This window comes from Bacillus licheniformis DSM 13 = ATCC 14580 (genome assembly GCF_000011645.1).
GTDB classification, from domain to species: domain Bacteria; phylum Bacillota; class Bacilli; order Bacillales; family Bacillaceae; genus Bacillus; species Bacillus licheniformis.
This window is the reverse complement of the sequence record NC_006270.3, coordinates 1,806,291-1,828,268: the sequence shown is the minus strand read 5'-3', so window position 1 is coordinate 1,828,268 and position 21,978 is coordinate 1,806,291. Positions and strand designations below refer to the sequence as shown.

The 21,978-nt window shown below is 47.0% G+C and carries 26 protein-coding genes; all 26 read right to left on the bottom strand.

Annotation, left to right across the window (positions count from 1 at the left end; translation table 11 throughout):
- Positions 1 to 15: 15 nt before the first annotated feature.
- The gene (locus TRNA_RS30785) at positions 16 to 819 is read right to left on the bottom strand and encodes a phosphatidate cytidylyltransferase (protein ID WP_011197978.1); all 804 of its coding nucleotides are present in this window, start codon (positions 817 to 819) and stop codon (positions 16 to 18) included.
- A 12-nt stretch (positions 820 to 831) separates the two neighbouring features.
- A complete protein-coding gene (locus TRNA_RS30780) occupies positions 832 to 1,614 on the bottom strand; it encodes an isoprenyl transferase (RefSeq protein ID WP_003181841.1) in 783 nt (260 codons plus the stop codon).
- Between the two features lie 129 nt (positions 1,615 to 1,743).
- Entirely contained in the window at positions 1,744 to 2,286 is a 543-nt protein-coding gene (gene frr / locus TRNA_RS30775; RefSeq protein ID WP_202604249.1) for a ribosome recycling factor, read from the bottom strand.
- A 16-nt stretch (positions 2,287 to 2,302) separates the two neighbouring features.
- Entirely contained in the window at positions 2,303 to 3,025 is a 723-nt protein-coding gene (pyrH, locus tag TRNA_RS30770) for a UMP kinase (RefSeq protein WP_009328506.1), read from the bottom strand.
- A gap of 149 nt (positions 3,026 to 3,174) precedes the next feature.
- Positions 3,175 to 4,056, bottom strand: coding sequence for a translation elongation factor Ts (tsf, locus tag TRNA_RS30765; protein WP_003181832.1), 882 nt, complete (start codon positions 4,054 to 4,056; stop codon positions 3,175 to 3,177).
- A 100-nt stretch (positions 4,057 to 4,156) separates the two neighbouring features.
- Complete coding sequence (rpsB, locus tag TRNA_RS30760; protein WP_003181828.1) at positions 4,157 to 4,897, bottom strand: 30S ribosomal protein S2; 741 nt, start codon at positions 4,895 to 4,897, stop codon at positions 4,157 to 4,159.
- 153 nt (positions 4,898 to 5,050) lie between these two features.
- Entirely contained in the window at positions 5,051 to 5,563 is a 513-nt protein-coding gene (locus TRNA_RS30755; RefSeq protein WP_003181825.1) for a DUF6115 domain-containing protein, read from the bottom strand.
- Between the two features lie 94 nt (positions 5,564 to 5,657).
- A complete protein-coding gene (locus TRNA_RS30750) occupies positions 5,658 to 6,422 on the bottom strand; it encodes a FliA/WhiG family RNA polymerase sigma factor (protein WP_003181822.1) in 765 nt (254 codons plus the stop codon).
- Positions 6,423 to 6,444: 22 nt separating this feature from the next.
- Positions 6,445 to 6,951, bottom strand: a complete 507-nt coding sequence (locus TRNA_RS30745; protein WP_003181820.1) for a chemotaxis protein CheD — start codon at positions 6,949 to 6,951, stop codon at positions 6,445 to 6,447.
- Positions 6,948 to 7,577 carry a chemotaxis protein CheC gene (locus TRNA_RS30740; protein WP_003181818.1) on the bottom strand — a complete coding sequence of 210 codons (630 nt, stop codon included), beginning with the start codon at positions 7,575 to 7,577 and terminating at the stop codon, positions 6,948 to 6,950. The genes TRNA_RS30745 and TRNA_RS30740 overlap by 4 nt, the downstream gene beginning before the upstream one ends.
- Before the next feature lie 10 nt (positions 7,578 to 7,587).
- A complete protein-coding gene (locus TRNA_RS30735) occupies positions 7,588 to 8,064 on the bottom strand; it encodes a chemotaxis protein CheW (RefSeq protein WP_003181816.1) in 477 nt (158 codons plus the stop codon).
- Positions 8,065 to 8,087: 23 nt separating this feature from the next.
- Positions 8,088 to 10,109 (bottom strand): chemotaxis protein CheA, encoded by a 2,022-nt coding sequence (locus TRNA_RS30730; RefSeq protein WP_009328508.1) that lies wholly within the window; start codon positions 10,107 to 10,109, stop codon positions 8,088 to 8,090.
- 5 nt (positions 10,110 to 10,114) lie between these two features.
- Entirely contained in the window at positions 10,115 to 11,188 is a 1,074-nt protein-coding gene (locus tag TRNA_RS30725) for a protein-glutamate methylesterase/protein-glutamine glutaminase (protein ID WP_003181813.1), read from the bottom strand.
- Positions 11,185 to 12,072 (bottom strand): MinD/ParA family protein, encoded by an 888-nt coding sequence (locus TRNA_RS30720; RefSeq protein ID WP_009328511.1) that lies wholly within the window; start codon positions 12,070 to 12,072, stop codon positions 11,185 to 11,187. Before TRNA_RS30720 ends, TRNA_RS30725 begins: the two co-directional genes overlap by 4 nt.
- Positions 12,073 to 12,074: 2 nt before the next feature.
- Positions 12,075 to 13,187, bottom strand: a complete 1,113-nt coding sequence (gene flhF / locus TRNA_RS30715; protein ID WP_003181810.1) for a flagellar biosynthesis protein FlhF — start codon at positions 13,185 to 13,187, stop codon at positions 12,075 to 12,077.
- Positions 13,184 to 15,220, bottom strand: a complete 2,037-nt coding sequence (gene flhA / locus TRNA_RS30710) for a flagellar biosynthesis protein FlhA (protein ID WP_003181808.1) — start codon at positions 15,218 to 15,220, stop codon at positions 13,184 to 13,186. The genes flhF and flhA overlap by 4 nt, the downstream gene beginning before the upstream one ends.
- 33 nt (positions 15,221 to 15,253) lie before the next feature.
- The gene (gene flhB, locus TRNA_RS30705) at positions 15,254 to 16,333 is read right to left on the bottom strand and encodes a flagellar biosynthesis protein FlhB (protein WP_003181806.1); all 1,080 of its coding nucleotides are present in this window, start codon (positions 16,331 to 16,333) and stop codon (positions 15,254 to 15,256) included.
- Positions 16,333 to 17,109, bottom strand: a complete 777-nt coding sequence (gene fliR / locus TRNA_RS30700) for a flagellar biosynthetic protein FliR (protein WP_011197977.1) — start codon at positions 17,107 to 17,109, stop codon at positions 16,333 to 16,335. The genes flhB and fliR overlap by 1 nt, the downstream gene beginning before the upstream one ends.
- A gap of 7 nt (positions 17,110 to 17,116) precedes the next feature.
- Positions 17,117 to 17,386, bottom strand: coding sequence for a flagellar biosynthesis protein FliQ (gene fliQ, locus TRNA_RS30695; protein WP_003181801.1), 270 nt, complete (start codon positions 17,384 to 17,386; stop codon positions 17,117 to 17,119).
- A gap of 15 nt (positions 17,387 to 17,401) precedes the next feature.
- On the bottom strand, positions 17,402 to 18,067 hold the full coding sequence (fliP, locus tag TRNA_RS30690) for a flagellar type III secretion system pore protein FliP (protein ID WP_009328512.1): 666 nt from the start codon (positions 18,065 to 18,067) through the stop codon (positions 17,402 to 17,404).
- The gene (fliZ, locus tag TRNA_RS30685) at positions 18,060 to 18,734 is read right to left on the bottom strand and encodes a flagella biosynthesis regulatory protein FliZ (RefSeq protein ID WP_009328513.1); all 675 of its coding nucleotides are present in this window, start codon (positions 18,732 to 18,734) and stop codon (positions 18,060 to 18,062) included. Before fliZ ends, fliP begins: the two co-directional genes overlap by 8 nt.
- 12 nt (positions 18,735 to 18,746) lie before the next feature.
- Positions 18,747 to 19,109 (bottom strand): response regulator, encoded by a 363-nt coding sequence (locus tag TRNA_RS30680; RefSeq protein ID WP_003181796.1) that lies wholly within the window; start codon positions 19,107 to 19,109, stop codon positions 18,747 to 18,749.
- 26 nt (positions 19,110 to 19,135) lie between these two features.
- Entirely contained in the window at positions 19,136 to 20,269 is a 1,134-nt protein-coding gene (gene fliY / locus TRNA_RS30675) for a flagellar motor switch phosphatase FliY (RefSeq protein WP_003181794.1), read from the bottom strand.
- The gene (gene fliM, locus TRNA_RS30670; protein ID WP_003181789.1) at positions 20,259 to 21,257 is read right to left on the bottom strand and encodes a flagellar motor switch protein FliM; all 999 of its coding nucleotides are present in this window, start codon (positions 21,255 to 21,257) and stop codon (positions 20,259 to 20,261) included. Before fliM ends, fliY begins: the two co-directional genes overlap by 11 nt.
- Positions 21,258 to 21,292: 35 nt before the next feature.
- The gene (gene fliL / locus TRNA_RS30665; RefSeq protein ID WP_009328514.1) at positions 21,293 to 21,724 is read right to left on the bottom strand and encodes a flagellar basal body-associated protein FliL; all 432 of its coding nucleotides are present in this window, start codon (positions 21,722 to 21,724) and stop codon (positions 21,293 to 21,295) included.
- Positions 21,721 to 21,936, bottom strand: a complete 216-nt coding sequence (locus TRNA_RS30660) for a flagellar FlbD family protein (protein ID WP_003181786.1) — start codon at positions 21,934 to 21,936, stop codon at positions 21,721 to 21,723. The genes fliL and TRNA_RS30660 overlap by 4 nt, the downstream gene beginning before the upstream one ends.
- Positions 21,937 to 21,978 lie beyond the last annotated feature (42 nt).

Below are 21,978 nucleotides of genomic sequence, written 5' to 3'. Positions count from 1 at the left end.
CAGTACCCTTTTCTATCATAGCCCGAACGGCTGAAAAAGAACAAGCAGGAAGTACAGAACCGGCATGACAAATAAAAAGCTGTCAAAGCGGTCCAGCATTCCGCCGTGTCCCGGGAGGATCCGGCCCGAGTCTTTCACCTGGTAATGCCTTTTGAACGCAGACTCGGCCAAATCGCCGATCTGACCGACGATTGACAAAAGCACGGTAATGATCAGCACAAACAGATAAGCGTGCGGAAAACCTGTGGCGGCCTGATAAATCGCGGAAAAAACGACCGCTGTCAAAATTCCGCCCCAAAAGCCTTCTACCGTTTTGTTAGGGCTGATTTCAGGCCAGAGCTTCCGCTTTCCAAACGCCTTTCCGATAAAATAAGCGCCGGAATCTGTTGACCAGACGACGCCGATCGCAAAAAAGACATAGCTGAGTCCGATGTTTCTGATTTCAATAAAGTAATAAAACCCGAATCCGATATAAACTGCTGCCAGCGCCACGAATGCCGCTTCGTCAAAAGTAAACGAGTTTTTGCTGAGCACCGTATATGCCAAAAGCAAAAGGACCGCCAAAAAGACGACCTCCCCTTTGGTTATACCCAGCCCAGCGTCTTCCGCGTATTGGCTTGGACACAGCAAAACCGCCAACAGCAGCATGCTGATGATACCCGGAGCGCTGATCAGCTTCAGGCCTTTCATTCTTAAAAGTTCAAATAGAGCAAGTATACCTATTGCATAAACTAGCAGGGTGAACGGCAGCTCGCCGAAAATCACGAGCGGCAGAAAAACCGCTGCCGCGATCACACCCGTCAATATTCTCTGTTTCATCTGCACCATCCTCTAAATTCCGCCAAACCTTCTCCCGCGACGCTGATATTCTCCGATAGCCTGAAGCAAGTGAACGTCTTTAAAATCAGGCCACAATACATCGGTAAATAAAAATTCGCTGTAGGCAAGCTGCCAAAGCATGAAGTTGCTCAGCCTGATCTCGCCGCTTGTGCGAATCAGCAAATCAGGGTCCTGCAAAGTTTCTGTCATTAAATAATCGGAAAATAGCTTTTCGTCGATTTCCTCGGTATTCAATGTGCCTTTTTTGGCTTCTTCGGCAATTTTCTTTGCGGCTCTGACGATTTCTGCACGTCCCCCGTAATTCAATGCAAAATTAAGAATAAGTCCGTCATTGTTCTCCGTATCACGGATGGCTTTTTCAACCGCGCGGATCGTGTGGGGCGGCAGTCCTTCCCTATCGCCTGTCATGCGGACCCGGACATTTTCTTCGACCAGCTCCGGGAGATACGTTCCCAGAAACTCTTCAGGCAGCTTCATCAGAAAGTCAACCTCAAGCTTTGGACGCTTCCAATTTTCCGTCGAAAAGGCATACAGCGTCAACGCTTTGACACCGAGCTCATTGGCAAGCTTTGTCGTCTGTCTGACCACTTTCATGCCTTCGTGATGACCCGCGATGCGGGGCATCGCCCGCTTCTTTGCCCAGCGGCCGTTTCCGTCCATAATAATGGCGATATGTTCAGGAATTTCTCCTTTTAAAATATTTTCTTTTGTGTAACATTCCATGTTGGAAGCAGCCGAATGCTGATTCTTCCAATTTTTGAGTATATTGAGCATGAGAGTCCTCCATCACCCAAAAGGTTGCTTTCCTGTTATATCGTTCTAGATAACAACAGTATTAACAAAAAAACCCCCTGTAAACATGAGAGGGTCTTTTCACTATTATCTATTGTACAGAGTTTTTCATTAAACTTCCATGATTTCTTTCTCTTTATCTTTTGTGATCTCATCAATTTTTGACACATATTCATCTGTCAGCTTTTGTACGTCTTCCGTTGAAGAGCGCAATTCATCCTCAGTCATTTCACCATTTTTCTCTAGTTTTTTCAGATCGTCATTTGCATCGCGGCGGATGTTGCGGACCGCGACTTTGGCATCTTCCGAATATTTTTTCACGAGTTTGGCAAGCTCTTTTCTGCGCTCCTCAGTTAGAGGAGGGATCGTGATCCGGATGATATTGCCGTCGTTTGACGGAGTTACACCGAGGTCGGCTTTTTGAATCGCTTTTTCGATATCGCCGAGCGCCGTTTTGTCATATGGTGTGATGACGAGCATGCGCGCTTCTGGAACTGTAATGGACGCAATCTGGTTTAAAGGCGTCTGCGCTCCGTAATACTCAACTGCCACTTTGTCCAGCAATGACGGATTTGCACGTCCTGCGCGGACAGTGGCCAATTCGCGCTGATAAGCGCTTATCGCTTTTTGCATCCGTTCTTTTGTTTCATTCATCACTTGAGTTGACACGTTATTTCCCCCTTACGATTGTACCGATTTGTTCGCCTAAAACGGCTCTTTTAATATTTCCTTCTTCCATAATAGAAAAGACGATCAGCGGGATGTCGTTATCCATGCAAAGTGAAGAAGCGGTTGAATCCATGACAGCCAAACCGTCTTTCAACACATCGAGATAAGACAATTTTTCATATTTTACGGCTGTTTCGTCAGTTCTAGGATCGGCATTGTATACACCGTCGACATTATTTTTGGCCATTAAGATGACGTCGGCTTCGATTTCAGCCGCTCTGAGCGCTGCTGTCGTATCCGTTGAGAAGTATGGATTGCCTGTACCGGCAGCGAAGATGACGACGCGCTTCTTTTCAAGATGGCGAATCGCTTTTCTTCTTATGTATGGCTCAGCGACCTGCCTCATTTCGATGGATGTCTGAACTCTTGACTGAATCCCGAGCGTTTCAAGGCTGTCTTGCAGCGCAAGGGAATTCATAACCGTTGCAAGCATTCCCATGTAGTCCGCTGTTGCGCGGTCCATTCCGAGATCGCTGCCCGTTTTTCCGCGCCACAGGTTGCCGCCGCCGACGACGACCGCCACTTCAACATCAAGCTCGGCGATTTCTTTCACCTGTTTGGCGATGGACTGGATCACGGTCGGGTTGATGCCGTTTCCCTGTTCACCCGCAAGGGCTTCTCCGCTAAGCTTTAATACGATACGATTATACTTTGGTTTTTCCATAATAACCTCCAAGTGCATGCTTGCCGTTATTTATTATGCAAGAGAAAAAAAGGTTTGTAAACTGTTTTAAAAATAGGGACACAAATTGTGTCCCCTATTTTCCTTGAAAAGATCCTGCCGTGTGTTTTATGGCAAGCGGCTTTTCAATCTTATTTTTTCACTTGGTTCATAACTTCTTCAGCAAAGTTTTCTTGGCGTTTTTCGATACCTTCTCCAACTTCGTAGCGGACGAACGTTTCAACCGTTGCGTTTTTCGCAGCAACGACCTGTTTCACTTTTTCATCCGGGTTTTTAACGAACGCTTGATCAAGCAGGCAGATTTCTTCGAAATATTTGTTCAGGCGGCCTTCAACCATTTTTGCGACGATGTTTTCAGGCTTGCCTTCTTGAAGCGCCTGCTGAGTCAAGATTTCGCGCTCGCGGTTCGCTTCTTCTTCTGACACTTGGTCGCGGGAAATGAAGCGAGGGTTTACAGCTGCAACGTGCATTGCGATGTCTCTTGCTGTTTCTTCGTCAGTTGTGCCGTTAAGGACAGTCAATACGCCGATTTTTCCGCCCATGTGCAGGTATGCGCCGAATGCAGCGTCATCGCCTTTTGTCAGGACAGCGAAGCGGCGAAGCGTGATTTTTTCTCCGATTTTAGCAACCGCGCTTGTGATGTATTCTTCTACAGTTGAACCGTTAGCCATTTTTTGACCCATAGCAGCTTCAACGCTTTCAGGCTTTTCAGCCAGAATGTGGTCAGCCAGGTCGTTCAAAAGCTCCTTGAAGCCTTCGTTTTTCGCAACGAAGTCCGTTTCAGAGTTCACTTCAAGAATAACGCCTGTGTTGCCGTCGGTTTTGATCAAAGTCAAGCCTTCAGCCGCGATGCGGTCAGCTTTTTTGGCAGCCTTTGCGATTCCTTTTTCTCTTAGAAGATCGATCGCTTTATCCATGTTGCCGTCAGTTTCAGTTAACGCTTTCTTGCAGTCCATCATGCCTGCGCCAGTTTTTTCGCGAAGCTCTTTTACCATTTGTGCAGTAATTGCCATTTTTGATTTCCTCCTTATATATCAAACAAAATATGTAAATGTTGATCTGGTGAAAAAAAAGGTGATAAAAGGCAGACCCCCTTATCACCTTTTGACCAGGTTAAGCAGTTGTTGTTTCAGTTGTTTCTGCTTCTTTCGCTTCTGTTTCAGCTGATTCTTCACCTTGTTTTGCTTCAAGGATGGCATCTGCCATTTTAGAAGTCAGCAATTTAACAGCGCGGATGGCGTCATCGTTCGCAGGGATGACAACATCGATTTCATCAGGATCGCAGTTTGTGTCAACGATTCCGATGATCGGAATGTTCAGTTTGCGCGCTTCTGCAACCGCGATGCGCTCTTTGCGAGGATCGATGATGAACAGTGCGTCAGGAAGCTCTTTCATTTCTTTGATTCCGCCGAGGAATTTTTCAAGACGCTCTAATTCTTTTTTCAATTGAACGACTTCTTTTTTAGGAAGTACGTCAAATGTGCCGTTTTCCTGCATTTTTTCGATATCTTTAAGGCGTTTGATACGCTTTTGGATCGTTTCAAAGTTTGTTAATGTACCGCCAAGCCAGCGTTGGTTGACATAGTACATTCCAGAACGTTCCGCTTCTTCTTTAACAGAGTCTTGAGCTTGCTTTTTCGTACCGACGAAAAGGATTTTTCCTCCGTCAGCTGCAAGGTTTTTCGTGAAGTTGTATGCTTCTTCAACTTTTTTGACTGTTTTTTGAAGATCGATGATGTAGATTCCGTTACGCTCCGTGAAGATGTAACGCTTCATTTTTGGGTTCCAGCGGCGCGTTTGGTGGCCGAAGTGAACACCAGCTTCAAGCAATTGCTTCATAGAAATGACTGACATGTGTTATTTCCTCCTAATATAATGGTTTTTTTCCTCCGCTTAGGTCATTTTTATGCAGGACTGCACGCGAGAATCGCACAGCACCGCTTGCATAAATCGTTAAGCGTGTGTAATTAACACCAAGAAATAATATAACATAAGCTTTCTCGACAATCAAGAATCGTTTTTGAGCTTTCCGCGAAATTTTAAGAAAAGCTCGATTTCTGTTTTCCCGCTTTTCAGCTGTCTTGCGATTTCCTCCGGAGAGAGCCCCTTTTCATATAATGCGAGAGCTTCTTCTTCATAGGATATGGATGCTTCCTGCTCCTTTTGATTGAGCTCATCCTCTTCCTGCTCCACCTCATTGATCATCGCTTCGATGTGAAGCGGCAGATCGCGCGATTCGTCCGCTTCCGGAAGGACGGGGGTTTGAGCGGGAATTTCAGGCTGTGTTTCCGGTCTTTGCGGCTCTTTTTCGGCATTCGCCCGAATCTCTTGAACGAGTTTTTCATTTTCGTCTTTTAACTCCATCAAAAAAGCGGTCAATGTATTCTCGGTTTCTTCCAAAAGCTGTTTTTGCTCTTTCTCCGCTGCCTTGAAAGCGCTGAGCCTCGTATTCAAAATGATGACGAAATAAATCAATATACCGTGGAGCGTGAAGCTCACAAGCCATAATATTGTTGACATATTTTTCACTCGCTAACCATGAAATTTAATCAAAAAAAGACTTCCCGTCGGACGCTTAAAAAATGCTGCCGGTTTCATGCCGGCAGCTTACATGCTATTGCACCACTTTATCCAGCAGATGCTTCAATTTCAAAAGCGCCTTGGAGTGAATCTGTGAAATACGGGAAGTCGACAAATTCAAAACCTGTCCGATTTCCGTCAGCGTCAGCTCTTCTTTATAGAATAAGCTGATCACGAGCTGCTCTTTTTCTGATAGCTCGTTTATTTTTTCCGCAAGCTGGGAGATCAGTTCGTCTTTGAGCATTTTTTCTTCAGGCGTGCTCGTTTTGTCGTCCCTTATCATCACCTGGACGTTCTCCCCGTCTTCATGGTCGTGAAGCTTCTCATCAATTGAAAGGAGGTTCGCAAAGAAACCTTCATTGATTGTGGTCACGACGTCTTGTTCGCTCATTCCCAGCTCAGCTGCGATTTCGCTCGGCGAAACATTTCTTAAGTAACGCTGTTCGAGCTTTTCGATCGCTGCTTCCACTTTCTTCGTTTTTTCACGGGACGTTCTCGGAAGCCAGTCTTCTTTGCGAAGACCGTCGATGATAGCGCCTCTGATTCTGAAGGAAGCGTATGTATCAAACTTCAAATCCCTTCCCGGATCAAATTTTTCAAGGGCATCATACAAACCCAGCATGCCAAGGCTGACCAAATCGTCTTTATGAACGGACTTGGGCAAGCCGACGGCTATCCGGCCGACATGATATGTCACAAGCGGCATATAGCGGCGGATTAAATCATCGCCTGCCTGAGGATCTTTCCATTCTTTCCACCGCGACCAAAGCATCTGATCTTCATAGTTCAAGGATTGCATCTTTATCCCCCTATATTGCTTATTAAATCGTTGTTACACCTTGTTTAACTGTCCGGATGACAAGTTCAGCTGATTGCGGATCGAACTCGATCGTCCTTCCGCTGTTTCCGCCTGTATCCTCGCTTACAATCGGAATGTTTAAGAGAGATAGATGTTTTTTAATCGCAAGCACATTTCTTGGCCCGACTTTCATCAAATCATTTGTCATCTTAAATTTAAACATTTCGGCTCCTCCGGCCATTTTCGCTTTCAAAGCGTATTTTCGGCATCCGGCTTCAAGCAGCATCTTGACCGTCGCTTCGACGGCTGTGTCCGCGTATTTTGCCACGTTGATGTCCGGCGTCTTGGATAAGGAAGAGTCCGGAAGCATGACGTGGACGAGACCGGCCGTCTTTGCTTCCAAATCATACAGCACGAGCCCGACGCACGAACCGAGACCCGATGTTCTGATCTTGTCGGGAGTGCGGACGATTTTTACATCGGCAATTCCCACTCTGATAATCGATGTTTCTTTTTCTAAGATTTTCATAGCGCTGCACCCAATGCATGAAAGAGCTTTTCAAAAGAATCATAGTCCGGCAGAAGGAACAAATGCGCTTTAACTTTCCGGTTGTGCTCCTCGTCAAAAATGGAGTTGTCGATCACGATAACTTGATCTCCGACTTGGCTGAGCTCGATCAGCCCTTCGCTGATGACGGCTCCGAACATATCTAGCGTCAGTTCTGGGACGCTCGGGTACATTTGCCGGTTTGTCAAATCAGCGAGAGCGGTCAAATAAGATCCCGCCATAATGTTTCCGAGTTCGTGCAGGGCAGAGGCTCCGATATCGTTCGGCGTCATGCTGTCAATCTCGAATTCCGGATTGCCGACAAGCTCCCTGATCAGCTGCTCGGCCTCTGAAAAAGGCATGATCACGAACATAGAACCTGGAAAATCCCCTTCCATGCGCAAAAAGATGCTTGCGACAGGAAGATCTGCACCGCCGAATAGGTTGACAAGCTCATCAAACGACATCAGCTTGACAAACGGCACTTCCATTTCGATTTTCCTGTTCAGCAACAGGGCCAGGGCGGAAGCGGAATGGCCCGCTCCGATATTCCCGACTTCCCGCAATATATCAAGATGCTCTTCTCTAATTCCGTTAAATACGCTCATCATTGGCTCCTTATTTCTTCACATTTTCAGAAGCGGCGGCAAGGCTCGACTTCCGGTTTAAAACAGCTTCAGAGTCAATCAGATTGAGAAGTCTGGACCCTTGCTTGACGATGCCTTTAATCCATTGCCTGCCGTCTTTTCCTACCGTTTCGGGAGCCGATTCAATTTCCTCTTCCTCGACTGTGATGACATCGTTCGCCTCATCCACCACCCAGCCGACTTCAATGTCCTGATGGGTGATGATGATGATTCTCGTTTCATCAGTAATCGTGTCTCCAGGCGCTTCAATCCGCTTTCTTAAATCGATGACAGGTGTGACAACACCTCTCAAATTAATGACGCCGCAAATATACGGTTCCACTCCCGGCACCCTTGTTGGCTGCTGCCATTTTTCAATGGACATTACTTCTGATACAGAGATGGCATACTCTTTATGATTTACTTTGAACACAATCATTTTCTCACCGGTGGTAGTCTGTGTGGTCAAGAGGATCGCTCTCCTTTCGCTTTCTATTTAATAAGGGCGTTGCAGTCGATGATCAGGGCTACTTGTCCGTCTCCCAAAATCGTCGCGCCGGAAATGGCAAAGACGTTTGTTAAATAATCGCCGAGTGATTTTAATACGACTTCCTGCTGGCCGATAAAGGAGTCGACAACAAATGCCGTCAGCTTGTCTCCTTTTTTCACGACGATGACGTGAAGCTGATCAAGATCATCTGAAGAATCCTCAACATTAAACTGTTCTTTCAGGTAAACCACCGGTACGATATGGCCCCTGAAATCGATCACTTCGCGGTCGTGCGTTTGAAGAATATCTTTCTTATCGATGACAGCCGTTTCTATAATAGAAGAAATCGGAATCGCAAACGTTTCATTTTCAAGTTTGACTAACAGCACGGAAATGATCGACAGTGTAAGCGGAAGCTGGATGGAGAAAAGCGAACCTTCGCCTTCGCTCGATTTGATGCTGACAGAACCGCCCAACGATTCCAGCTTGCTTTTGACAACGTCTAAGCCGACTCCGCGTCCTGAAATATCCGAGATTTGATCTGCGGTTGAGAATCCCGGCGCAAAAATGAGCGCGTCGATTTCATGATCTTCGATCGTTTCGGCTTCGCGTTCAGTAATGACGTTGCGCTCAAGCGCTTTTTCGAGCACCTTTTTGCGGTTGATGCCGGCGCCGTCATCCTCCACCTCGATAAAGACATGGTTACCGCTGTGGTATGCTTTCAGGCGGACTTGACCGGTTTCAGGTTTACCGTTTTTCACCCTGACTTCAGGCGCCTCGATCCCGTGATCAAGGCTGTTTCTCAAGAGGTGGACAAGCGGGTCGCCGATTTCGTCTATTACCGTTCTGTCAAGCTCTGTTTCCGCTCCGAAAATCGACAGCTCGATCTTTTTATTTAATTCTTTTGTCAGCTGGCGGACCATGCGCGGGAATCGGTTGAACACCGTTTCTACCGGAACCATTCTCATATTGAGGATGATCGACTGCAGGTCGCCTGAAATTCTAGTCATCCGTTCGACGGTTTCCGTTAATTCGCTGTGTTCTAGCTCTTTGGCGATCTGCTCTAAGCGCCCCCTGTCAATGACCAGCTCTTCAAACAGGTTCATTAATGAATCGAGGCGGTCGATGTTGACGCGGATCGTCTTCGTTCCGCCGCCTGCCGCAGGTTTCGCCGCGTCTTTTTTGCCGTCCGGCTGCTTAGCCGGTTTTTTCTCCGCCTCTTTCGGTGCGGTTTCTTTTTCGGATGCGGCGGGCTTCGCTTCTTCTTGTGCCGAAAAATCGTTTTTCAGCTCGGTCACTTCTATTTTTTCAATTTCAGATACGCCGTTGATTTTGTTGAAAATCTCTTCTTTTCCGTGTTTGCTTAAAAAGCAGATGACGAATTCGGAATCAAAATCCTCCGATTCAAGGACTTCTGTTTCCGGAATCGTTTTAACGACTTCGCCGACCTCGTTCAGCTGCTCAAATACCATGTACACCCGAACGCCCTTCAACAGACAGTCCTCTTTCAATGCAACTTTGATTTCGAAACATTTAAAGCCTTGTTCCTCAGCTTCGGCGATGACCGTTCGTTGAAATTCGTCATAGGACCATTTCGTTTCGGAAGACGCCGCTTCAGGCGCTTCTGCCGCTGCTGCCGCCTCCTTGTTTGCCCCTGTCACATCAAGCTTGGCGCAGACTTCGGAAACATCTCTTTTGCCGTCGCCGCCTTCGATGATCGAAAGGACGATTGCTTCAAGGTCATCGAGCGCTTCAAACATGACGTCCATCCACTCTGACGTGATGGTCATTTCTTCATTTCGAATCGCATCCAGCACGTTTTCCAGACTGTGCGTTAAATGAGCCATGTCTTCATAGCCCATCGTTGCGCTCATCCCTTTCAAGGTATGAGCCGCTCTGAAAATATCATGGACAAGCTGCAAGTCTGTCGGATTTTTTTCGAGTTCGAGCAATTTTTCGTTACAGGTTTGCAAATGTTCTCTGCTTTCTTCAATAAAGACGTCTAAATATTGATTCATATCCATATGAGTCACGCCCTCTCTTTTTTCATATACGTCATAATGGCTGCGGCAATCTCATCAACATGCTTGATGTCGTTTGCAAGCCCGTTGTTAATGACCGATTTCGGCATTCCGAAAACGACGGACGACTCGGCTGCTTCGGCGATCACCGTTCCGCTCCCATGTTTCAAAAGGCCTTTTACGCCTTCTGTTCCGTCGCTTCCCATCCCCGTCATAATGACGGCGATTTTTTCAAACTCCCGAAGTGAGGCCAGGGATTGAAACAAGTAGTCAACAGAAGGCTTGTGGCGGCTTTCTGTGTCGCGGTCATCGAGCGTGATCACCAATTCGCCCTTTTCAAGGCCGACCGCCATGTTTTTTCCTCCGGGTGCAATGTAAACCCAGCCGTCTTTCGCTCTCTCACCGTTTTCAGCCTCCTTCACGGTTACTTCTGAGAGGTGGTTCAGCCTGTTCGCTAATGAGGCCGTAAAGCCCTTTGGCATGTGCTGAACGATAAAAACAGGCGCCTTCAACGTTTTGGGAAGCTTGGGAAGCACTCTTTGCAGCGCCCTCGGCCCCCCTGTCGATGTACCGATGCAGATGAGCTGTTTTCCAGCCCGAAAGCGGACTGAATCGCTGCCGCCCACAATCGGCTGCTTCGCCGTCTCGATGGCGGGCTTTGAGATCGGAACTTGCCGGCCTTTCAGTTTCACCCGTCCTGCTGTCAAAACCTTCTCAATCAGCATGTCTCTTACTTTATATAAATCTATTGAAATCGAACCCGACGGCTTCGCGACGAAATCGATCGCCCCAAGCTCCAGACATTCGATCGTGATATCTGCTCCCTGCTGCGTCAGGCTCGATACCATGACAACCGGAAGCGGATCGCTCGCCATAATCCTTTTCAACGTTTCTTTTCCGTTCATCACAGGCATTTCAATATCCAATGTGATCACATCCGGACGGAGCTCCTTGATTTTTTGGAGCGCTTCCTCGCCGTTTCTTGCCGTTCCTGCTACAGCAATCTCGTGATTGGATGTTAAAAACTTGGTGATCATGTTTCTCATAAAAGCAGAGTCGTCAACGACAAGAACACGAATCATAATGTATTGCCCCTCCTCAGGAATGAAGATAATTTTTCGATAAAGGACCGGTTTTCGCCCATTTCCGTTCTGCCGTTATGAAGCAGCGATTCGGCCAGCAGGTAAACCGCCCTGCTCGGCTTGGAACGCGGATTCTTTATCAGAAACGGCTGCTGCTCCACAACGGCTCTTGAGACCAGGGGATCCTCAGGAATCGGCCCTGCATATGCAAGCTTTTGCTGCAAAAAAGCGTTTACCGTGTTGGAAAGGCGGAGAAAAGCAGAAATTCCGTCTTTTTGGGTTGTACAGCGATTGACAACGACTTTCAGCTGAAGATCGCGTCCGGTTAATGCCAAATGCTTGATCGCGCTGTATGCGTCCATGATGGATGTCGGCTCCGGCGTGGTGACGACCAGAATTTCATCCGCTGACAGGACGAAAGGCAGCTGATCTTTTGACAGCCCCGCTCCCATGTCAAATATGACATAGTCGAAGCTTGTCAAAGCCCGCGTCAATTCCTTCAGAAAAAACGCCCAGTTTTCCCTGTTCAATTCGAACATTGCATCCAGCCCGGTTCCGCCCGAAATGTATTGAAGGCCTCGCGGGCCGGCTGACAAGGCGCGCTCAAACGGCATTTTTTGCTGGAGGAGGTCCATCACCGTGTAGAGCGATTGCCGGCCGATCAGAATATCAATGTTCCCCATACCGACATCAAGATCGATCAACAGCACGCTCTTTCCTTTTTCCAGAATGGCGAGAGCCGTATTCAGCGATACATTCGACTTCCCGACGCCTCCTTTTCCGCTCATGACAGCGAGCGTTTTCGCTTTTGGATGAGCGATAGCGGCGGGCGGTTCGGCAAAGCGCTGCCCCATCCGCCTTCGTAGGCTTTCTGCCTGATCCATGTTCAACACCCCGTAAGCAGTCTGACAAATGCTGCGTTTGACAAGTAGCGGATATCCTCCGGAACATTTTGTCCGTTTGTAATATAGCCGAGGCCGATTCTCGATTCGGCGAGCAGATTCATGACGCTTCCCAACGAATCGGTCTCATCCACTTTCGTGAATATCAACTGATCGATCGGAATGCTTGAGAACTGCTTAATGAGCTCCTTCATATCCTCGTACTTGCTCGTCGCGGACATGACGAGAAACGCCTGTATCTTACGCTCAAACGGAATGATTTCCTTCAGCTCCCTGACATATTGCCCGTCTTTGAAATTCCGGCCCGCCGTATCAATGAAGACGTGGTCAAAATCGGCGAACTTTTGCTGGGCAGCTTTAAACTCTTCTTTCGTGTAGCACACCTCAAGCGGCGCATTCAGAAGCTCGGCATATGTCCTGAGCTGTTCAACCGCTGCAATCCTGTACGTATCGGTCGTGATAAAAGCGATTTTTTTCTGCTTTTCCAGTACAGAAGAAGCGGCGAGCTTTGCCAATGTCGTCGTTTTGCCGACTCCGGTCGATCCGAAGAGCACGACATATTGCGAATGAATCGCCACGTCCTGTTCCAGATTATCGGGAAGAAGATCGGCCAAAGCATCTGTTAAGTGCGCCAGCGTCTTTTCATCCGTCCACTCTTCGCCGTCTCTTAAAGAAGTGCTGATCAACCGGCCGAGCGCTTTCGTACGGATGGCCGGCGATACCCCTTTCTTTGCCAGGAGCTGGTCCGCCTTTTTCAGCGGTTCAGGCAGCACATCAACAGGCTGCTCATGATGCCGCATTTCCAGCAGTTCTTTCAGCTCTTTCACTTGGCTTGCCAAATCAAGATGGTCCGGCTGCGGGACAGGCGAAGGGCTTTGTTCCCGGAAAACGGGCTTTTGACGCTCTTGCTTCCTTGCGTCGGAAAAGTCCTGGTCGACGACCGCGATCACTTCAACCCCGGTTTTTTTCACAAAGCCGAGAAATTTTCTCTTTTGAATTTTTTTAGAATTCAAGATTACGGCGTCATTCCCGAGCTCCTGTATAATTTGCTTTGTGGCTTCCTGCATAGAACCAGCTACAAATTTTTTGATTTTCATTGAATATCCACCACTCCGATGCTTTGAACTTCTACATTGGCTTCCAATTCGTTATAGGAAAGAACCGGCAGATCAGGGAAATAGCGCTCAAGCAGCTGCTTGACATACATTCTGACAGGCGGCGAACATAGAAGGATCGGCACTTCCTGCCTCAATGAGAGCTGTTCGATTTCTCTTGCTACAGATTGAATGATATTTTCGGATAATGTTGGTTCAAGAGATAAAAAGTTGCCGTGTTCAGTCTGCTGAATTCCTTCCGCCACGGCCTTTTCGACGCGGCCCGAACAAGTCACCACTTTCAGCGTCTCATTTTCCTTCGCATATTGGGCGGTGATCTGCTTGGCCAGAGCCTGTCTGACATACTCGGTCAGCATATCTGAATCCGTCGTCAGCTTTCCGTAGTCGGCCAGCGTTTCAAAGATTGTCACCAAGTTCCTGATCGATACTTTTTCTTTCAGAAGTTTTGCCAGCACTTTCTGAATGTCACCGACAGACAGCGGATTCGGCGAGACCTCTTCGACCAGTACAGGATAAGATTCTTTCAAGTGGTCGATCAGCTGTTTCGTTTCCTGTCTTCCGATCAGCTCATGGGCGTGCTTTTTCACCTGCTCCGTAATATGGGTCGATACGACTGAAGCCGGATCGACAACCGTGTACCCGAGCATTTCGGCCTGATCTTTCTGAGATTCCGGTATCCATTTAGCCGGAAGACCGAAGGACGGTTCGATTGTGTCAATCCCTTCGATCTGATCGTCTTCGCCTGTCGGAGACATCGCCAGAAAGTGATCGAGGAGAAGCTCGCCTTTCGCGACTTCGTTTCCTTTAATTTTGAGCCTGTACTCGTTCGGCTGAAGAGCGATGTTATCCCTGATTCTGACGACCGGAATGACAAGTCCGAGTTCAAGCGCGAGCTGGCGCCTGATCATGACAATTCTGTCCAACAGATCGCCGCCCTGATTTGCATCTGCAAGCGGAATCAATCCGTAGCCGAATTCAAACTCGATCGGATCAATATCAAGCAGATGGACGACGCTTTCGGGGCTTTTTAATTCATCCACTTCAGCTTCTTCCTCAAGGATATCCTCCACTTTTTCCTTCTCTTCACCGGCTTTGGAGAGCATATAGCCGCCTGCGGCGAGAAGAAGAGCCAGAGGGCCTGTCAGGAGAATGCCGATCGGCGTGAAAATCCCGAGCAGGAAAATCGTTCCCGCCGTGACATACAAAAGCTTCGGATAGGCAAACAGCTGGCCTGTAATATCGTGGCCGAGGTTTCCGTCCGACGCCGCTCTTGTCACGACGATACCCGTCGCCGTTGAGATCAAGAGCGCAGGCAGCTGAGATACGATTCCGTCGCCTACAGACAGGAGTGTAAAGTGTGAAGCGGCTTCCTGAATGCTCATTTGTTTTTGCAGCATGCCGATGACAATTCCGAAAATGACGTTGATAAGGACGATGATGATCCCTGCGATCGCATCCCCTTTCACGAATTTGCTCGCTCCGTCCATCGCTCCATAGAAGTCGGCTTCACGGGCCACCTTCTCACGGCGCACCTTCGCTTCCTGCTCGGTCACCATTCCGGCATTCAAATCGGCATCAATGCTCATCTGTTTTCCCGGCATGGCGTCGAGCGTGAATCTGGCAGCAACTTCAGATACCCGTTCCGCCCCTTTCGTTATGACGATAAATTGAATAATGATCAAAATGATAAAGACAACGAGACCGACCAAAACGTTTCCGCCGACAACGAAAGACCCGAACGTCTCGACTACTTTTCCCGCATCACCGTTGGACAGAATCGAACGCGTCGTCGATACATTCAGCCCAAGGCGGAACAGCGTCAAGAGGAGCAGCAAAGAAGGAAAAATCGAAAATTGCAGCGGTTCTTGCATGTTCATTGTGGTGAGAAGCACGATTAACGCAAGAGAAATATTAACGATAATTAAGATGCTCAACATCCATGTTGGAAAGGGTATGATAAGCATTGCCACAATGAGGACAACGCCGGATAAAATAGATAAATCTCTTGCAGACATGCTGTTTCTCTCCTTTTAAAACTGAAAAATTCACTAGATTTTTTGCTTTGTTTTGTAAACATAGGCCAGGATTTCGGCTACGGCCTTAAAGAATTCTTCCGGAACGGCCTGGTCGATCTCAACCTGGTCATAGAGCGCCCTTGCCAAAGGCCTGTTCTCGACCGTCATGACATCGTGTTCTTTGGCGATCTGCCTGATTTTCAGAGCCATTAGATCGACCCCTTTTGCGATGATAAACGGCGCATCCATTTTGTTTTCGTCGTATTTCAATGCGACGGCGTAATGGGTCGGGTTTGTGATGATGACATCCGCTTTTGGCACTTCCTGCATCATGCGGCGCATCGCCATTTCCTTTTGCTTCTGCTTGATCTTCGACTTGATCAGAGGATCGCCTTCGGTTTTTTTGTATTCGTCTTTGATGTCCTGTTTTGACATGCGAATATTTTTTTCATAGTCAAATTTTTGATAGAGGTAATCGAGCACCGCGAGAAAAATTAATGCGACTGCAGCGGAAACCCCCATTAAAAAGGTGAGCCAGCCGACATATGACAAAGCCTCGCCAGCCGACAGCGCCGGGATTCTGAGAATTTTGTCAAAGTTCAGCCATAAAACGGCGAATGTCACGCCTCCGACAATCACGATTTTTAAAATCGATTTAAGCAGTTCAACGATCGCCCTGATGCTGTAAATCCGCTTGAATCCATTAAGCGGGTCAAGCTTTTTCAAATCAGGCTTGATCGCTTCAGGGGCAAATAAAAACCCGACTTGCATATAGTTGCTCAATACCCCAGAGACGACGGCTGTCAGCAAAAGCGGTGCCATAATGAGGCCCGATTCAAGCACAACACTTTGAAACAGGCCGGGAATATTGGCGACTGACACCTTCATCGTGATTAATTCTTTGTAATACTTTTCGATCAGGCCGAGCAGGCGGTCTCTCATAAAAGGTCCGATGAATAAAAAGGATAAAAACACGATGAGAAGAGTGACCGCCGTATTGACATCTGCACTTTTGGCAACCTGACCTTTTTTTCTGCTTTCCCGCCGTTTTTTCGGCGTCGCTTTTTCCGTTTTTTCACCTGCGAAAAATTGCAAATCCAACGTCAGCTTCATCATGCCACCCCAAGCAAAGTTAATAGATCTCTCATTGTCCGAATGGCAAATTCGAAGACGTGCTGCATCATGCTGAACATAACGGCCATGCAGATGATGAGCATGATAAAGGTGATCGCGATTTTCAAAGGAAGCCCGACGACAAACACGTTGAGCTGCGGCACCGTTCTCGCCACAATCCCCAATGCCAGATCGACTAAAAACAAACAAGCCACAACAGGCGCAGACAATTGAAATGCTGTAATAAACATCGTATTGAAGCTTTTTGCGATAAACTCGGCAAATTCTTCGCTTCCAAACGACAGCGCCATCTTGTCGACCGGAATGTATTGATAGCTGTAATAGATCCCGTCAAGCAGGAGATGATGCGCATTCAGGCTCAGCATGAGAAGCAGCGCCATCGTATATAAAAACTGGCCGACAAGCGGGCTTTGCGCCCCTGTCTGTGGATCGATCACATTCGCCACCGCAAATCCCATTTGAAAATCAATGAACGATCCGGCGATTTGAACGGCTGAGATCATCATGTAAGCGATCAGCCCAAGCAGAAGTCCGATGAGCGCTTCCTTCATGGCCAACATCATGTAAATTCCGTCAACGTCAAGGTGAGGAGGCTTTTCAATCGCTTGAAAACTGACGAGCGCAAGAAAAAATGCAAAACCTATTTTATGAACGGCCGGAATTGTCCGATAAGAAAATAGAGGCACCGTTACATAGAATGCTGTGATTCTGACAAACACAAGTAAAAAGGCTGGAAATGATTCGATTATTGACATGTTAAAACTACCCTGCAAAACGGTTTAAATTAGAGAACAGCTCAGTCGCGAATGACAAAATCGTCGACAGCATCCACGGGCCGAAAACGACGAGTCCGACCAAAACGGCGACGATTTTCGGAATGAATGCAAGAGTCTGTTCCTGTATTTGGGTGGTTGCCTGAAAAACGCTGACGATCAGCCCGACGAGAAGAGCGAGCGCCAAAAGCGGCCCGCTGATAAGCAATGTAACGTATACAGCCCTTTCAGCCATCGATATAACAAATTCTGAATTCATGTATTAGCACCTACTCTAAAAGCTTTGCAGCAAAGATTTAACGATTAAATACCAGCCATCTACAAGCACAAACAGCAAAATCTTAAACGGCAGTGAAATCATGACCGGCGGAAGCATCATCATCCCCATCGACATCAAAACACTTGCCACAACCATATCGATAATCAGAAACGGTATAAATATCATAAATCCCATTTGAAACGCGGTTTTCAATTCCGAGATGACAAACGCAGGAACCATAGTTGAAAGCGGAATATCATTGATGGACTCAGGCGTTTCCATCTTTGCGTAATTCATAAATAAAGCCAGATCTTTCTGTCTTGTATGCTTGCTCATAAATGTTTTGATCGGGGCTTCCGCTTTTGTATAAGCTTCATCCAAGGTGATTTTATTGTTCATTAAAGGCGTCAGCGCTTCTTTATTAATCTCTGAAAAAGTCGGCCCCATAATGAAAAATGTCAGGAACAGTGCAAGTCCGATCAGCACCTGGTTTGGGGGCATTGACTGTGTTGCCAGCGATGTCCGGACAAAGGACAGGACGATGACAACCCTTGTGAAACAAGTCATCAAGATCAAGATACCCGGAGCGATCGAAAATACTGTCAAAAGCAGCAAGAGCCGGACGCTGGCGCTGACATTTGCCGCATCGCTTGAATTAAATAAATCCATAAACTCATTCATGTTGATTTTGGCCTTTCTTTCTGCCTTCTGCGCGATTTTGTTTCAGTTCCGCAAGCTGTGCTTTTAACGACTCGGAAAAAGATGCCGTGCCGCTTTGTTTTTGCACGCCTGGAACTTTGACTTGATCCATCCATTTCTGCCATTCAATCTTGCTGTTCATCGCAGCTTCATGCTGCGTGAGAATTTCTTTATATTCCTTTTCATCATCGATCTCTTTCAGCAGCTGGATATTTTCGCCGACACCGACGACCAGCACCCTGTTTCCTACTTTAATCAGCTGTACGGACTTGTTTTGCCCGAGTGAAGTCCCGCCGATGTTTTCAACATACTGGAAGGGTTTTAGCAAACGGTTGCGTTTATTCATGAATTTGACCAAAGCATAGATCAGAAAAATGACGAACAGTAACGCGCCGATCATTTTCACAAAATCAAATATGGAAACGGAAGGAGACGGGGGTTCGGTCTCCGCCTCTTCCTTTAGAGAACTTTTTTCCTCGGTTTTGTCTTTGTCTTTTGCTTTTTCTTTCTCTTTGCCCGCACCTTTTTGCTCAAACAGATGATCAACGGTCTGGTCCCCCGATTCCTCTGCGAGAGCCGGAGCGTACGGCAATGCGAGAAAGGCGCATAGACAAAGGCCGGCTATGAAAATAAGAGGTTTCTTAAACAAGTTGTACACCCTTTAGCTTAGCGTTTTATTGATGGCTTCCATGACGCGGTCAGCCTGGAACGGTTTGACGATAAAGTCTTTCGCTCCCGCCTGGATGGCGTCGATAACCATCGATTGCTGGCCCATTGCCGAACACATGATGATTTTTGCCTGCGGATCGATTTCCTTGATTTCTTTAAGAGCCGTGATTCCGTCTTTTTCCGGCATCGTGATATCCATTGTGACAAGATCAGGTGAATGCTCTTTATACTTTTCAACAGCCTGTGCCCCGTCTTGCGCTTCTGCGACGACTTCAAAGCCGTTTTTCACCAAAATATCTTTAATCATCATTCTCATAAATGCTGCATCATCAACTACTAAAATCTTGTAAGCCATTATTAATCTCTCCAATCAATCTGTTATTATCGTAATTTGCTGATTCGTTCAGCCTGACTCAAAATGTCTGTCACCCTGACGCCGAAGTTTTCGTCTATGACGACGACTTCGCCTTTAGCAACGACGCGCTGGTTGACCAAGATGTCAACAGGCTCACCGGCGAGTTTGTCAAGCTCAATGATACTGCCGGTTGACAGTTCAAGCACCTCTTTGACGCTGCGGTTTGTCCTCCCCAGCTCGACCGTGACGGACAAAGGAATATCCATGAGCATGTCAAGGTTTTGAAGGTGCGGCTGCGCTTCAGTCTGAGGGGCAAAGGATTGAAACTCTGCCGGTGCCACCTGCACAGGCTCTGAAACTTTTGCCGTCCCTTGCCGTTTAGGCGCCGGCTCCTGTCTCTGTGTCTGAGCAGGTGCCGAATTCGGATTAGGCGCCGGTTTTTCCTGTACGGGCGTCTGTACCTCTTCAGTCTTCACAGGCTCTTCTCCGCCGTCCTGATTTGTTAATTCATCAATCAGATCTTTTGCAAAGGTCAGCGGATAAAGCTGCATAATATGCGAATCGATCAGATCTCCGACTTTTAGTCTGAAAGATACTTTGACGAGCGGGTCCTCTTTCGGAATTTGCTCTGTCCCTTCCCCTTCTTTCACATCAAGGAGGTCAACTTCCGGCGGAGAAATATCGATCTTCTTGCTGAAGACGGTGGACATCGATGTCGCAGCGGAACCCATCATTTGGTTCATCGCTTCCTGAACGGCGCTTAGATGAATTTCGCCAAGCGACGGATCTGCGTTCGTCCCGTCTCCCCCCATCATCAAGTCAGCAATGATCGCGGCATCTTCCTGCTTGATGACGAGAAGATTGTTTCCTGAAAAACCTTCTGTATAGCTCACACCGATTGAAACATACGGGTGCGGGAACTCATCATTTAAATGGCTTTTTTCAATCACCGAAACAGTCGGCGTTGTAATTTCGACTTTTTGATTCAATAAAGTGGACAAAGCTGTTGCAGAGCTCCCAAAGGAAATGTTTCCGATTTCCCCGATCGTATCCTGTTCCATCAGGGACAACCCTGATTCTGGCTGCTCTTGAGCCGTATCATCGCCGCCTTTAAGCAGCGCATCAATTTCATCCTGTGATAACCTATTGTTATTCTCCATATTCTTCACCTCTTATGTCGTGATCTAGAATTTGAATCGCAGTCTTTCGATTCATTCGGCCGGCTTGTGCTAGAAATTTCGGTTTATCTCCGACCAAAACAGTAAGAGGTTCTGCTACTGATTTGTCCAAAGTGATACAATCTCCAATTTCTAAATTTAAAAACTCTTCAATGGTTAATTCCGATGATCCGAGTTCTGCGACAATTGGAATTTGCGCCGTCAAAATCCGCTTTTCTATCGACTTTGTTTCCTCCGGTTTTGGTTCAATTCTGTCTGATTGCATCCAGTAGTGAACGGAAAGCTTAGGAATGATCGGTTCCAGGACGACGTGCGGGATGCACAGGTTGATAACCCCGCTGATGTCTCCTATTTGCGTGTTCAGCGAAATGACAACGACCGTCTCATTCGGCGATACCATTTGCACAAACTGCGGATTCACTTCAAAATCGGACATTTCCGGCTCGATTTCCGTGATGGATTCCCACGCATCTTTGTAATTCGTGAGACAGCTTTCGAATAAATTGGACATGATTTTCGTCTCAATCTCCGTCATGCTGTCAATTTTGTTGTGGCTCGAGCCGATCCCGCCCATCACCCGGTCCATCATCGTATAGGCGATGGTCGGGTTGATCTCCATCATGATTCTTCCTTCAAGAGGGCGAACCTCAAACAGATTGAGGATCGTCATATTCGGAATCGATCTGATGAATTCCTCATACGGAACCTGATCAACCGAGCTGACCGAGATTTGGATATAGGTTCTCAACTGAGCTGAGAAATAAGTCGTTAGCAGCCTTGCAAAGTTATCGTGAATCCTGGTCAAGCTGCGGATTTGATCCTTTGAAAAGCGGAGCGCCCGTTTAAAGTCATAGACTTTTACTTTTTTAACGGACTCTTCTTTTTTCAGCTCGTCGGCGTCCATTTCACCGGTCGATATCGCTGAAAGCAGTGCATCGATTTCATTTTGGGAGAGCACTTCTCCTGCCATCTGTTTTCACCTCCATGGTTCTGTCATCTATGTTCCTACTGCAGATTAAAGGAGGTAATGTACACAGTTTTCACTTTTCCCTCTTTCATGTAGTTCGTGTTCAGCTTTTCTTTCAGCTGTTCTTTAAATTTTTCTTTTCCTTTTTGTCCTTCAAGCTCATCTGCGTTCGTGTTCGCCAAAAGGGAGATGACTGAATCTTTAATTTGGAAATCCCGCTTTTCAAGCTCTTCTTTCGCCTCTTTCGAATCGGTTTCAAGCTTGATTGACAAACGGACTACATTGTCTGATTTCAAGTTTGTCGTGATTTCGGCGACTTCAACTGAAGATTCGACCACTTCATCGATCGAAGGTTCTGCGTTTTGATCTTTTTCACTTGCGCTTCCCTTGATGACAAAGAACGCAGCGGTTCCCAACACAGCAATTGCCAAAATAATCGTCATCATAATTCCTAGAAGTTTTTTATTCATTCAGATTCCTCAATTCTTTGGTCACAAGAAAGTATTTGGATTTTTTGATAGAATGACACGATTGTATCCACAACTGTATCTTCATCTTCTTTGACAACAAACTTTTTTCCGTTGGACAGCGTAATTGTCGTATCCGGAAAACATTCAATTTGCTCAATGAATAGTGCATTCAGAATAAAGGGCTGTCCGTTTAATCGCGTAACTTTGATCATGTGTTATCAAGAGGCGCCTTCACGAGGGCGCCTCCTTCCCTC